The organism is Streptomyces sp. NPDC007905 (genome assembly GCF_042959345.1).
In the GTDB taxonomy this organism is placed as follows: domain Bacteria; phylum Actinomycetota; class Actinomycetes; order Streptomycetales; family Streptomycetaceae; genus Streptomyces.
The window spans coordinates 20443-32561 of sequence record NZ_JBIBKS010000016.1; the positions used below are offsets into that span (position 1 = coordinate 20443).

10 protein-coding genes and 1 pseudogene are annotated in these 12119 nt (G+C 70.2%); 7 read left to right on the forward strand and 4 right to left on the reverse strand.

Features of this window, described 5'->3' with window-relative positions:
• The first annotated feature begins 154 nt into the window (after window positions 1–154).
• The 6 genes and pseudogenes from ACFZDC_RS26715 to ACFZDC_RS26740 all read left to right on the forward strand — a co-directional run.
• Window positions 155–1033 carry an MHYT domain-containing protein gene (locus ACFZDC_RS26715; RefSeq protein WP_391327786.1) on the forward strand — a complete coding sequence of 293 codons (879 nt, stop codon included), beginning with the start codon at window positions 155–157 and terminating at the stop codon, window positions 1031–1033.
• A gap of 40 nt (window positions 1034–1073) precedes the next feature.
• Complete coding sequence (gene uvrB / locus ACFZDC_RS26720) at window positions 1074–3230, forward strand: excinuclease ABC subunit UvrB (RefSeq protein WP_391327787.1); 2157 nt, start codon at window positions 1074–1076, stop codon at window positions 3228–3230.
• A gap of 155 nt (window positions 3231–3385) precedes the next feature.
• Window positions 3386–3964, forward strand: coding sequence for a TerD family protein (locus ACFZDC_RS26725; RefSeq protein WP_391327790.1), 579 nt, complete (start codon window positions 3386–3388; stop codon window positions 3962–3964).
• A gap of 57 nt (window positions 3965–4021) precedes the next feature.
• Window positions 4022–5908, forward strand: a complete 1887-nt coding sequence (locus tag ACFZDC_RS26730) for a TerD family protein (protein ID WP_391327792.1) — start codon at window positions 4022–4024, stop codon at window positions 5906–5908.
• 235 nt (window positions 5909–6143) lie between these two features.
• Window positions 6144–7142 (forward strand): TerC/Alx family metal homeostasis membrane protein, encoded by a 999-nt coding sequence (locus tag ACFZDC_RS26735; protein ID WP_391327794.1) that lies wholly within the window; start codon window positions 6144–6146, stop codon window positions 7140–7142.
• 8 nt (window positions 7143–7150) lie between these two features.
• Window positions 7151–7469 (forward strand): annotated as a pseudogene (locus tag ACFZDC_RS26740) (ionic transporter y4hA); the annotation flags it as partial.
• A gap of 14 nt (window positions 7470–7483) precedes the next feature.
• Here the strand turns inward: ACFZDC_RS26740 and ACFZDC_RS26745 are convergent.
• Entirely contained in the window at window positions 7484–8755 is a 1272-nt protein-coding gene (locus tag ACFZDC_RS26745) for an MFS transporter (RefSeq protein WP_391327796.1), read from the reverse strand.
• 211 nt (window positions 8756–8966) lie between these two features.
• Here ACFZDC_RS26745 and aroQ point away from each other — a divergent pair, with 211 nt between their 5' ends.
• Window positions 8967–9440, forward strand: a complete 474-nt coding sequence (gene aroQ, locus ACFZDC_RS26750) for a type II 3-dehydroquinate dehydratase (protein WP_391327797.1) — start codon at window positions 8967–8969, stop codon at window positions 9438–9440.
• Window positions 9441–9450: 10 nt separating this feature from the next.
• Here the strand turns inward: aroQ and ACFZDC_RS26755 are convergent, their stop codons facing one another.
• From ACFZDC_RS26755 to ACFZDC_RS26765, 3 genes are read right to left on the reverse strand one after another with little or no spacing between them, the layout of a single operon-like run.
• Window positions 9451–10218 carry an ATP-binding cassette domain-containing protein gene (locus tag ACFZDC_RS26755; RefSeq protein WP_391327799.1) on the reverse strand — a complete coding sequence of 256 codons (768 nt, stop codon included), beginning with the start codon at window positions 10216–10218 and terminating at the stop codon, window positions 9451–9453.
• Window positions 10215–11156, reverse strand: coding sequence for an ABC transporter permease subunit (locus tag ACFZDC_RS26760; protein ID WP_391327801.1), 942 nt, complete (start codon window positions 11154–11156; stop codon window positions 10215–10217). The genes ACFZDC_RS26755 and ACFZDC_RS26760 overlap by 4 nt, the downstream gene beginning before the upstream one ends.
• A complete protein-coding gene (locus ACFZDC_RS26765) occupies window positions 11153–12037 on the reverse strand; it encodes a transporter substrate-binding domain-containing protein (protein ID WP_391327802.1) in 885 nt (294 codons plus the stop codon). The genes ACFZDC_RS26760 and ACFZDC_RS26765 overlap by 4 nt, the downstream gene beginning before the upstream one ends.
• Between the last annotated feature and the right edge of the window lie 82 nt (window positions 12038–12119).

Sequence of the window (12119 nt, forward strand, 5' to 3'; positions counted from 1 at the left end):
TGTGGGGTGAGGACGTGTTTCTTTGCCGGAAAATCGTTCGACCATTCCGGTGGGGGTCATACTCTCTGCGTCAACCCTGACCGCCGCCGCGGTCCTGGGACGGGGGCATATTTCGGGTATTCCGGGACGCAACAGGGCGGAAGGGGAGCCGCGCATGCAGGGCACGGTCGACGGATTCAGTTACGGGGCCGTCACCCCGTTGGTGGCCTATCTGATGGCCTGCCTCGGCGGCGCCCTCGGCCTGCGCTGCACCACGCGATCCCTGCTGGTCACACACTCCAGGCGGCCCGCCTGGCTGGCCCTCGGCTCGGCCGCGATCGGCTCCGGTATCTGGACCATGCACTTCGTCGCCATGATGGGATTCAGCATCAAGGCGACGCCGATCCACTACGACCAGCCGATCACCTACGCGAGTCTCGGCCTCGCCATCGTCATGGTGGGCGTCGGGATCTTCATCGTCGGCTACCGGGGCGCCACCGGAACCGCCCTGTTCACTGGCGGCACGATCACCGGTCTGGGCGTCGCCTCGATGCACTACCTCGGTATGGCGGGCATGCACTTCGACGGCCGGTTCACGTACAACACGTACACCGTCGCCGCCTCCGTCGTCATAGCGGTCGTGGCCGCCACAGCCGCCCTGTGGGCGGCCGGACGCGTCCGGGGTTTCCTGTGGAGCGTCGGGGCGAGCCTGGTGATGGGCCTCGCCGTCAGCGGTATGCACTACACCGGCATGGCCGCCCTCGACGTCCATCTCCAGGACACCCCCGGCGCCTCCACGAGCGGCCCGCCGGCCACGGTGCTCGCGCCGATGCTGATCGGCCCGCTCGCCTTCCTGCTCCTGGCCGGCGCCGTCGTGATGTTCGACCCGCTGATGATCACGGGCAGGCCCACCCGGACCCCCGTCGAGGACAAACCGGGTGTCCCGGCCGCCACCCTCGCCTCCCACCCGGACCGGCACTCGCCGGTCCACCCCGGCCGCCGACCGGTCGGCCACCCCGGGCACCACGGCTCCCGCACCCCGCAGAACCGCTGATCGGGACCCGTTGTCAGTGCGGGGTCGTACGGTTGATTGCATGCGGCCCGTTTCCCACATCGAACGCACGGTGGCGCCCTTCGAGGTCGTCAGTCCCTATCAGCCCAGCGGCGACCAGCCCACGGCCATCGCCGAGCTGGCCAAGCGCATCGAGGCCGGTGAGAAGGACGTCGTCCTGCTGGGCGCGACCGGCACCGGCAAGTCCGCCACCACCGCGTGGATGATCGAGAAGCTCCAGCGCCCCACCCTCGTGATGGCGCCGAACAAGACGCTGGCCGCCCAGCTGGCCAACGAGTTCCGCGAGCTCCTCCCGAACAACGCGGTCGAGTACTTCGTCTCGTACTACGACTACTACCAGCCCGAGGCCTACGTCCCGCAGTCGGACACCTACATCGAGAAGGACTCCTCGATCAACGAGGAGGTCGAGCGCCTGCGCCACTCGGCGACGAACTCGCTGCTCACCCGCCGTGACGTCATCGTGGTCGCCTCGGTCTCCTGCATCTACGGCCTCGGTACTCCCCAGGAGTACGTGGACCGGATGGTCCCCCTCAGGGTCGGCGACGAGATCGACCGCGACGAGCTGCTGCGCCGCTTCGTCGACATCCAGTACACGCGCAACGACATGGCCTTCTCCCGCGGCACCTTCCGGGTCCGCGGTGACACCATCGAGATCTTCCCGGTCTACGAGGAGCTGGCCGTCCGCATCGAGATGTTCGGCGACGAGATCGAGGCGCTGTCCACGCTGCACCCGATCACCGGCGAGATCATCAGCGACGACCGGCAGCTGTACGTCTTCCCCGCCTCCCACTACGTCGCGGGGCCCGAACGCATGGAGCGGGCCGTCAACGACATCGAGAAGGAGCTGGGGGAGCGGCTGGCCGAGCTGGAGAAGCAGGGCAAGCTGCTGGAGGCCCAGCGCCTGAGGATGCGCACCACGTACGACCTCGAGATGCTCCGGCAGATCGGCACCTGCTCGGGTGTGGAGAACTACTCGATGCACTTCGACGGCCGCTCGCCCGGCTCCCCGCCCAACACCCTGCTCGACTACTTCCCGGACGACTTCCTGCTCGTCATCGACGAGTCACATGTCACGGTCCCGCAGATCGGCGCCATGTACGAGGGCGACGCCTCCCGCAAGCGCACGCTCGTCGAGCACGGCTTCCGGCTGCCCTCCGCGCTGGACAACCGCCCCCTGAAGTGGGAGGAATTCCAGAAGCGCATCGGGCAGACCGTCTACCTGTCGGCGACCCCGGGCACCTACGAGCTGTCCCGCGGGGACGGCGTCGTGGAGCAGATCATCCGCCCGACGGGCCTGGTCGACCCGGAGGTCGTGGTCAAGCCCACCGAGGGCCAGATCGACGACCTGGTGCACGAGATCCGCAAGCGCACCGAGAAGGACGAGCGCGTCCTGGTCACCACGCTCACCAAGAAGATGGCCGAGGACCTCACCGACTACTTCCTGGAGCTCGGCATCCAGGTGCGCTATCTGCACAGCGACGTCGACACCCTGCGCCGCATCGAGCTGCTGCGCGAGCTGCGCTCCGGCGAGTTCGACGTCCTCGTCGGCATCAACCTCCTGCGCGAGGGTCTCGACCTGCCCGAGGTGTCCCTCGTGGCCATCCTCGATGCCGACAAGGAGGGCTTCCTGCGCTCCGGGACCTCGCTGATCCAGACCATCGGCCGCGCGGCGCGCAACGTCTCCGGCCAGGTCCACATGTACGCCGACAAGATCACCCCGGCGATGGAGAAGGCCATCGACGAAACCAACCGCCGCCGGGAGAAGCAGGTCGCGTACAACAAGGCCAACGGCATCGACCCGCAGCCGCTGCGCAAGAAGATCAACGACATCGTCGCGCAGATCGCCCGCGAGGAAGTCGACACCGAACAGCTGCTCGGCTCCGGCTATCGGAACCTGAAGGACGGCAAGGACGCCAAGGCGCCCGTACCGTCGCTCGGCGGCAAGGCGGCCAAGGGAGCGAAAGCGGGCAAGACCGCCAAGTCCGCCAAGGACAAGGCGGCGGCCGCGGTGCCCACGAACCGCCCGGCGGCCGAACTCGCCGAGCAGATCGAGGAGATGACGGAGCGCATGCGCGCCGCCGCTGCCGAGCTGCAGTTCGAGATCGCCGCCCGGCTGCGCGACGAGGTCTCCGAGATGAAGAAGGAGCTGCGCCAGATGCGCGAGGCGGGCCTCGCCTGACCCTCGCAACCCTGCCGGACCTCGGCATATGTGCCCTGTGTTGCAACACCGCCACAAAGCGCGGGCCGGGGTTCGGCACTGTCGGTGCCCCTGCGTAGGGTTCTGACAACCGCGCGCTGCGCGGCAACAGGGGAACACCGAGAGGGGAATCAGCCGTGACCGTCAATCTTTCCAAGGGACAGGCCATCAGCCTGGAGAAGAAGGACGGCGCCACCCTGACCGCGGTCCGCATGGGTCTCGGCTGGCAGGCGGCGAAGCGGCGAGGCCTGTTCGGCTCGCGCACGCGCGAGATCGACCTGGACGCCTCGGCGGTGCTCTTCGCCGAGAAGCAGCCGGTCGACGTCGTCTTCTTCCGCCACCTGGTCAGCGACGACGGCTCCGTGCGGCACACCGGCGACAACCTCGTCGGCGGCGCCGGCCAGGGCGGGGACGACGAGGCCATCCTGGTCGACCTGCAGCGCGTCCCGGTCCACGTCGACCAGATCGTCTTCACCGTGAACTCCTTCACGGGTCAGACCTTCCAGGAGGTGCAGAACGCGTTCTGCCGCCTCGTGGACGAGACCAACGGCCAGGAGCTCGCCCGTTACACGCTGGCGGGCGGCGGCGAGTACACCGCCCAGATCATGGCCAAGGTGCATCGCGTGGGCTCGGGCTGGACGATGACCGCCCTGGGCGAGCCGGCCAGGGGCCGCACTTTCCAGGACCTGATGCCGTCGATCCTGCCGCATCTGTAGGACGCCCGCTCGCCCGGCGCAGCGCGCACGACAACACGACACAGGGGGGCGACGGCGATGACGGCCGAACTGGTGCGGGGGCAGAACCACCCGCTGTCCCAGGTCCGGCTCGAGATCCGTGTCTCTGCCGGGGTGCCGGTCCTTGCGGGAGCCACGCTCGGGGACGAACACGGCACCGTGCCCGGCGCCCAGTGGGTGGCCCATCCCGGCGCCCCCGCGCTGCCCGGAGTCGAGGTCTCCGGGCAGGCCGCAGCCGACCACCGTCTGGCCGTCGACCTGGCCGCGCTGCCGGAGGCGGTCCACCGCGTCACAGTGCTGCTGGCGCTGCCCGCGCAGCCGGGAGGCGCCCTCCGGTTCGGCGCGGTCGCCGCCCCGCGGACGGCGGTCGCCGGCCCCGACGGCGCCGAGATCGTGCGCTTCACGCTCACCGGCCTGGACGCCGAGTCGGCCGTCGTCGCGCTGGAGCTGTACCGCAGGCAGGACGTCTGGAAGGTACGCGCGGTGGGCCAGGGGTACGCCCGCGGCCTTCCCGCACTCCTCGCCGACCAGGGCCTGCCCCGGGCCGAGGAACTCGCGGCGGGCATTCAGGAGGCGGTGTCCCGAAGCCTTGCCCGCGCGATACCGGTGCCGCAGCACCAGGACTCCTCCGGCCCCTCGGCGCCCCAGCGGTCCTCGTCGTACGACCTTCAGGACCCGCAGGACCCGCAGGACGTGCCGGCACCGGGCGGCCCGGTGGACTACAGCCACCCCGCCCGCCGCACCCGCACCGCCCCGCCCCCACCCACGGGGTCCCCGGTCCCGGACGGGGAGCCCGCACCGCCGGTGGCGGGTGACGCGGTCGGCTGGTCGATGGAGGAGAGGCTGTACAACCAGGTCTACGGCATGTTCGAGGACTTGGCCCGCAGCACGGCCGCGTACCGCAGCGCCGTCGACTTCGCGGACTCCCGGCTGGAGAAGGAACTCGACCAGGTCCTCGCCGACCCGCGCAGCCGGCTCGGCACGGCGGGCGACGCCGCACGCGAGGCGGCCCAGGCCCGGTACACCCAGCTGGTCGACCAGGCACGGGCCGCCTTCGACCGCGACCTCGCCCAGCTCACGGCCGAGGCCGAGGTCGTCGAGCCCGCGCTCCCGCCGGCCTACGCCCGCTGGGACAACCCCGTCTGGCACGGCTACCGCGTGCCGACCGAGCCACCGATGGCCCTGCGGCTCGGCGATCTCCGCCTCCCCGAGAGTGCCCCGCTGCGTATTCCGATGCTGGTCAGGCTGCCGCTGGAGCGGGGGCTGTGGATCGACAGCGGGCCGGTCGAAGGAGCTGACGGCAGCTTCCTGGACTCCACCGAGGCCCGCCGGCTCGCCCTGGACGCCGCGGTGGCGCTCGCGGCCCGGCTGCTCGCCGTGCACCCGGCGGGGGAGTTCGCCGTGCAGGTCGTCGACCCGGCCGGGGCCGGGACCCAGGCGCTGCTGCCGCTGACACGGACAGGGGCTGTCGCGGTTCCGCCCGCGAGCGGCGCGGCGGGTGTGGCGGACGTCCTGGGCCGGCTCACCCGGCGGGTCGATCTCACCCAGATGGCGGTCCGCGGCGGCGTGGCCGCATCACTGCCGGCCGACGTCGACACCGCCCAGCACCTGCTGATCGTCAACGACTTCCCGCACGGCTTCGACGACCGGGCCGTGACCCAGCTGCGCTATCTCGCCGACGAGGGGCCGGCCCTCGGAGTCCACCTGCTGATGGTCGCGGACCGCGAGGACGCCGATGCCTACGGCCCGTTGCTCGACCCGCTGTGGCGTTCGCTCATGCGACTCACCCCTGTCCCCGACGACCACCTCGCCGACCCCTGGGTCGGCCACGCCTGGACGTACGAGCCCTCGCTCGTGCCGCCCGGCAGTGGGATCCTCCAGCAGGTGCTCACCGAGGTGACGGAGGGGCACACCAAGAGTGAGTAAAGAGCCTCCGAACAGGTGATTTGGTGGTTCTTTTACTCCAGTCTTTACTATTCCTTGGTGATTGGGGTATCGTTTTCCGTACGGAGGGGAGTACTCCCTGACTGCGGCGCACCCGTCAGTACGGATCGATGTGGATCCCGGGGTGTCGGCCCGACCCGGGCGGAGGAGACCTCCGGCAGCGACAACGCTGATGTGTTTGCCGTGACGTAATGCCGGAGGTGCAGTGGAAGTCTCCATGACCCTGTGGGTCCTGACCATCGTGGGCCTCGCCGCCCTGATCGCGGTCGACTTCTTCATCGGGCGCACGCCCCATGACGTGTCGATCAAGGAAGCGGGCATCTGGACGGTCGTCTGGATCGCCCTGGCCGGACTCTTCGGTCTCGGTCTGCTCGTCTTCGGCGGCGGTCAGCCGGCCGGAGAGTTCTTCGCGGGCTTCATCACCGAGAAGTCCCTGAGCGTCGACAACCTCTTCGTCTTCGTCCTGATCATGGCGAAGTTCGCCGTGCCCAGCCAGTACCAGCAGCGGGTCCTGCTCGTCGGTGTCCTCATAGCCCTGGTCCTGCGGGCCGCTTTCATCGCGGCCGGAGCCGCGATCATCGCCGGCTTCTCCTGGGTGTTCTTCCTCTTCGGCGCCTTCCTGATCTGGACCGCCTGGAAACTCGTCCAGGAGGCCCGCGCCGACGAGGAGGACGAGGAGTACGAGGAGAACAAGCTGCTGAAGGCTGCGGAGCGCAGGTTCGGCGTGGCCGACCGGTACCACGGCACCAAGCTCTGGATACAGCAGAACGGCAAGCGGGTCATGACTCCGATGCTGGTCGTGATGCTCGCCATCGGCACCACGGACGTGCTGTTCGCGCTCGACTCCATCCCCGCGATCTTCGGCCTGACCCAGGACCCGTACATCGTCTTCACCGCCAATGCCTTCGCCCTGATGGGGCTGCGCCAGCTGTACTTCCTCATCGGCGGCCTGCTGAAGAAGCTGGTCCACCTGTCGTACGGCCTGTCGATCATCCTCGGCTTCATCGGAGTCAAGCTGATCCTGCACGCGCTGCACGAGGCCGGGGTCCACGTCCCCGAGATCAGCATCCCCGTCTCCCTCGGCGTGATCTGCGCGGTCCTCGCGGTCACGACGATCACCAGTCTGATGGCCTCCAGGAAGCAGGCGGCCGTCGAGGCGGCACACACCGGGAACGGCGGCGCGGCGAAGAGCAGCAAGGACAGCGTCGACGCCTGACCGTGCGGGTCGGTGTGATCATCGTCCTGCTCGCCGAGGCGATCGCCGCGCTGCGCTCAGCGCGCCGCGACCGGGTCCAGACCAGCCCCGACCTCGCACCCGGCTCGGCGATGGCCAGCATCGGCCTGACCATCCCCGCCGTCGCGCTCGCCTCCGTCTGGCTGTCCGGACCGCTCGTGCTCGGGCTCGGTTCGACGGACATGCTCCTGCTCGCGCCGACCGTGGTGGTCAGTTCCCCGACGGTGGTGCCGGGCCGGCCCACACCCCTGCAGGCGGCGTCCACCTGGTGCTGTTCGCGACCTCCCTGGACTGGCGATCAACCCGTAGCACGGCCCGGCCGCTCAGCCCGCGGCCGGCTCCACCGCCGGCACGGGCACGGGCCGCGTCTCCGGCAGCAGCGCGAAGCAGCAGAGGCTGAACAGCGCGATCCCCGTCAGATAGGCGCCCACGCCCCACGGAACGCGGCCGCCGTGCTCCGCCAGTGCCGTCGCCACGATCGGGGTGAGCGCGCCTCCGACGACCCCACCGAGGTTGTAGCCGACCGCGGCCCCCGTGCAGCGCACCCGCGCCTCGTACAGCTCGGGCAGATACGCGGCGATCACCGCGAACATGGTGATGAAGGCGATCAGCGCGCCCAGGATCCCGAGGAACATCAGCAGGGGCTCGCCGGTCGCCAGCAGCGCGACCATCGGCAGCATCCACACGGCGCAGGCCGCACACCCGGTCAGGCACAGGGGACGGCGCCCGTACAGGTCGCCGAGCAGGGCCACGAGCGGCGTGAGCGCCCCCATCACCATCACCGCGCACATGACGCAGATCAGCATGACGGTACGGCTCACCCCGAGCCGTGCCGTCGCATACGCCAGCGACCACGTCGTCACCGCGTAGAACACCGCGTACCCGGCCGCCAGCGCCCCGGCCGTCAGCAGCACCAGCCGCCCGTGGTGCCGTACGACCTCGACGAGTGGCACGCGCGCGTGATCGTCGATCTCCAGGAACCGGGGGCTCTCGGCGAGCGACGAACGCAGCCACAGCCCGGCCAGAGCCGGTACACCCGCGGCCCAGAACGGCACCCGCCACCCCCACTGCGCGAACTGCGCCCCGGACAGCGCCGCCGACAGCGCGAGCATCACCCCGTTGGCGAGCACGAAGCCGAGCGCGGGCCCCACCTGAGGGAAGCTCGACCACAGGGCGCGCCGCCCGGCGGGGGCGTGCTCCGCGGTCAGCAGCACCGCCCCGCCCCACTCCCCGCCGAGCCCCAGCCCCTGCAGGAAGCGCAGGACGAGCAGCAGTACGGGGGCGGCCATGCCGATGGATCCGTATGTCGGTACGCAGCCCACCGCGACCGTCGAGGCACCGGTCAGCAGCAGGGAGACGACGAGCACCGGCCGCCGCCCGCGCCGGTCCCCGAGGTGCCCGAACAGCACCGAGCCCAGCGGCCGGGCCACGAACCCCACCCCGAACGTCACGAACGCCGCCAGCGTCCCCGCCACCGGCGAGAACGTAGGGAAGAACAGCGGCCCGAGGACCAGGGCCGCCGCGGTCCCGTAGACGAAGAAGTCGTAGAACTCGATCGCGGTGCCGACGAGCGAGGCGGCCACGAGCCGCGGCATGGAAGGGGCCCTCACAGCCCGTACATCGTGCATGCTGCGTCAACTACCCACCGTGATCGCGGGTTACGGGGGGCGTGCGGAGGTGATCACCGAGCGCGGCGCGCGCGCCGAAGGGACCGGCGGACGCCGCGCCTCGCAGGTCGCGCGCCGTGATAGACCGGGTCCGAGAACGCGGTCGTCGCCGCACCGCCCCGAACGGACCGGAGGAACCGTGCACCGCACCCTGGCCAGCGCCCCGATCATGATCCTCAACGGGCCCAACCTGAACCTCCTCGGCCAGCGCCAGCCCGAGATCTACGGCAAGGACACGCTCGCCGACATCGAGGCGATGTGCGCCAAGGCGGCGGCCGCGCACGGCGGCACGGTGGACTTCCGGCAGTCCAACCACGAGGGCGAGCTGGTCGACTGGATCCACGAGGCCCGGCTGAACCACTGCGGGATCGTCATCAACCCCGCCGCCTACTCCCACACCTCGGTGGCGATTCTGGACGCACTGAACACCTGCGACGGCATGCCCGTCCTCGAAGTGCACATCTCCAACATCCACCGGCGCGAGTCGTTCCGGCACCACAGTTACGTCTCGCTGCGCGCCGACGGTGTGATCGCGGGCTGCGGGGCGCAGGGCTATGTGTTCGGCGTGGAGCGGGTCGCCGCCCTGGTGGGGGCGGCGCAGGCCGACGCGTGACCCCGCGCGGCTACAGGCGGCCGGCCTCCACGATCCGCCGCAGGAAGCGCTGTGTGCGCTCGTGCCGCGGGTCGCCGAAGACCTGCTCGGCGGTGCCGTGTTCCAGCACCACCCCGCCGTCCAGAAAGCAAACCTGGTCGGCGACGTCCCGGGCGAAGCCCATCTCGTGCGTCGCCAGCACCATGGTCATCCCCTCCTCCTTGAGGTCACGGACCACGGTCAGCACCTCGCCCACGAGTTCGGGGTCGAGCGCCGCGGTGATCTCGTCGAGCAGCAGCAGCCGAGGCCGTACGGCGAGGGCCCGCACGATGGCCACACGCTGCTGCTGGCCGCCGCTCAGCCGGTCCGGGTAGGCGTCCGCCTTCTCCGCCAGGCCGAGGCGCTCCAGCAGCTTTCTGGCCCGCTCCTCGGCCTCCGCGCGGGAGGCGCCGTGCACCCGGCGCGGGGCCAGCGTGACGTTGTCCAGCACCGTCATGTGCGGGAAGAGGTTGTACGCCTGAAAGACCACGCCGATACGGCGCCGCACCGCGTCCCGGTCGACGCGCGGGTCGGTGATCTCCTCGCCGTCCAGCCAGATCGCGCCGTCGTCGATCTCCTCCAGGAGGTTGGCGCAGCGCAGCAACGTGGACTTGCCCGAACCGGAGGCACCGATCAGCGCGGTCACGGTGTGCGGGGCGACCTCCAGGTCCACGTCCCGCAACACGACCGAGCCCCCGAAGGTCTTGCGGACGGACTCCATCCGCAGCACGGGCGAGCCGTCCCGTGGTGCCGTACTCATATCGATCCTCCCTGGGCCCGCTGCCGGTCCATCCTGGCCGTCACCCAGTCCGTGAAGCGGGTCATCGGGATGGTCAGCGCCACGAACACCAGGCCCGCCACGATGTACGGCGTGTAGTTGAGGCTGCGGCCCACGATGATGTCGGCCGCCCGTACGGCGTCCACCGCGCCGCCGATCGACACCAGACCGGTGTCCTTCTGCAGCGACACCAGGTCGTTGAGCAGCGGCGGTACCTGACGGCGCACCGCCTGGGGCAGCACGACGTAGCGCAGGGCCTGCCGGTTGCTCAGACCCAGCGAGCGGGCCGCGGCGCGCTGCGAGGGGTGAACGGACTCGATGCCGGCCCGGAACACCTCGGCCACATACGCCGAGTACGTCAGTGTCAGCGCCGTACCGCCCAGCAGCACCGGGTCGACCGTCACGCCCTGCAGCCGCAGCGCGGGCACGCCGAGGACCACGATCATCAGGTTGATGATCAGCGGGAGCCCCCGGAAGAAGTCGGTGTACGCCGCCGCCAGCACGCGCAGCGGGAAGAACACCGGGCCGCGCAGGGTGCGGGCGACCGCGATCAGCATCCCGAGGACCAGCACGGCGGCACCGCAGACGACCAGGAGGCGGACGTTCAGCCACAGCCCGTCGAGGACCTTCGGGAACGCCTCGCGCGCGTACTGCGCACTGAAGAACGTCTCCTTGGTGCGCGGCCAGCCCGGGGCGTCGACGACGACCAGGTAGAGCACGACGGCCGTCGCCAGGGTCGAGAGCGCCGCGATGGCCGTGGCGCGGCGGGCGCGTGCCCTCTTGTGGCGCTCGCGCTCCAGCCGCCGCTCGGAGGGCACGTAGCCGTCACCGGCGCCGGGCACCGCGTCCCCGGCGCCGCCGGTCATGTCACCCTTGTCGTCCGCTCCCTCCGGGGCGGACTCGCCCTTGGTGACGGTCACTTGAGCACCGGTGCGTCGACGGCGTCGGAGAGCCACTGCTTCTCAATCTCCGCCAGCGTGCCGTCCTTGCGAAGGGTGTCGACGGCACCGGTCACGCACGAGGTCAGTGCGCTGCCCTTGTCGAGTACGAGCCCGAACTGCTCGGGCGCGGCGCCCTGGTTCTCGAACTGGCCGACGATCTTCGCGTTGGTCACCTCGGCCGCCGTGATGTAGAACGCGGTCGGCAGGTCGGTGACGACGGCGTCGACCTGACCGTTCTTCAGCGCGGATTTGGCCTGGTCGTTCTTGGCGTACACGGCGGCCTCCTGCTTCGGCTTCACCACGTCGGTGATGTAAGCGAGGCTGGTGGTGCCCACCTGGGCGCCCAGCTTGAGGTTCCTCAGGTCCGCGAGGGTCGTCGCCTCGGCGGCCTTGCTGCCCTTGAGGGCGATGACGGCCTGGCGCACGTCGTAGTAACCGGAGGAGAAGTCCACGGCCTTCTTGCGCTCGCTGCTGATCGACACCTGGTTGATGTCGAAGTCGAAGGTCTTCACGCCGGGCGCGAACGCCTTGTTGAAGGGCACGCTCTGCCAGACCACCGCGCTCTTGTCGTACCCCAGTTGCTTCGCCACGGCGTAGGCGACCGCGGACTCGAAGCCCTTGCCGTTCGCGGGCTTGTCGTCCTTGAACCAGGGCTCGTACGCGGGCTCGTCCGTCGCGATCGTCAGCTTTCCGGACGCTTTGGTGGCCAACTCGCCCTGGGCGCAGCTCTTCGTGGCGGACCCGGACGGGTCGGCCGACGCCTTCTCCTCGGGCTGCGGAGCACAGCCGACAGCGGTGGCGAGCAGGACCATGGTGGCGGCGGCTACCGCGCGGCGCAGTGCGCGAGGGGCAGGGTGCATGGCGGGAGATTTTCAGCGAACCCCCTGTTTGTCCAGGTCACGGCGGTAACTGTCCGCATGGTGGGAACGGTGTTGCGGCCGT

What these genes read in the sequence shown, in the direction of transcription:
- ACFZDC_RS26715 (WP_391327786.1), top strand. Translation starts at nt 155, where the DNA reads ATGCAGGGCACGGTCGACGGATTCAGTTACGGGGCCGTCACCCCGTTG.
- uvrB (WP_391327787.1), top strand. Translation starts at nt 1,074, where the DNA reads ATGCGGCCCGTTTCCCACATCGAACGCACGGTGGCGCCCTTCGAGGTC.
- ACFZDC_RS26730 (WP_391327792.1), top strand. Translation starts at nt 4,022, where the DNA reads ATGACGGCCGAACTGGTGCGGGGGCAGAACCACCCGCTGTCCCAGGTC.
- ACFZDC_RS26735 (WP_391327794.1), top strand. Translation starts at nt 6,144, where the DNA reads ATGACCCTGTGGGTCCTGACCATCGTGGGCCTCGCCGCCCTGATCGCG.
- ACFZDC_RS26745 (WP_391327796.1), bottom strand. Translation starts at nt 8,755, where the DNA reads ATGCCGCGGCTCGTGGCCGCCTCGCTCGTCGGCACCGCGATCGAGTTC.
- ACFZDC_RS26755 (WP_391327799.1), bottom strand. Translation starts at nt 10,218, where the DNA reads ATGAGTACGGCACCACGGGACGGCTCGCCCGTGCTGCGGATGGAGTCC.
- ACFZDC_RS26765 (WP_391327802.1), bottom strand. Translation starts at nt 12,037, where the DNA reads ATGCACCCTGCCCCTCGCGCACTGCGCCGCGCGGTAGCCGCCGCCACC.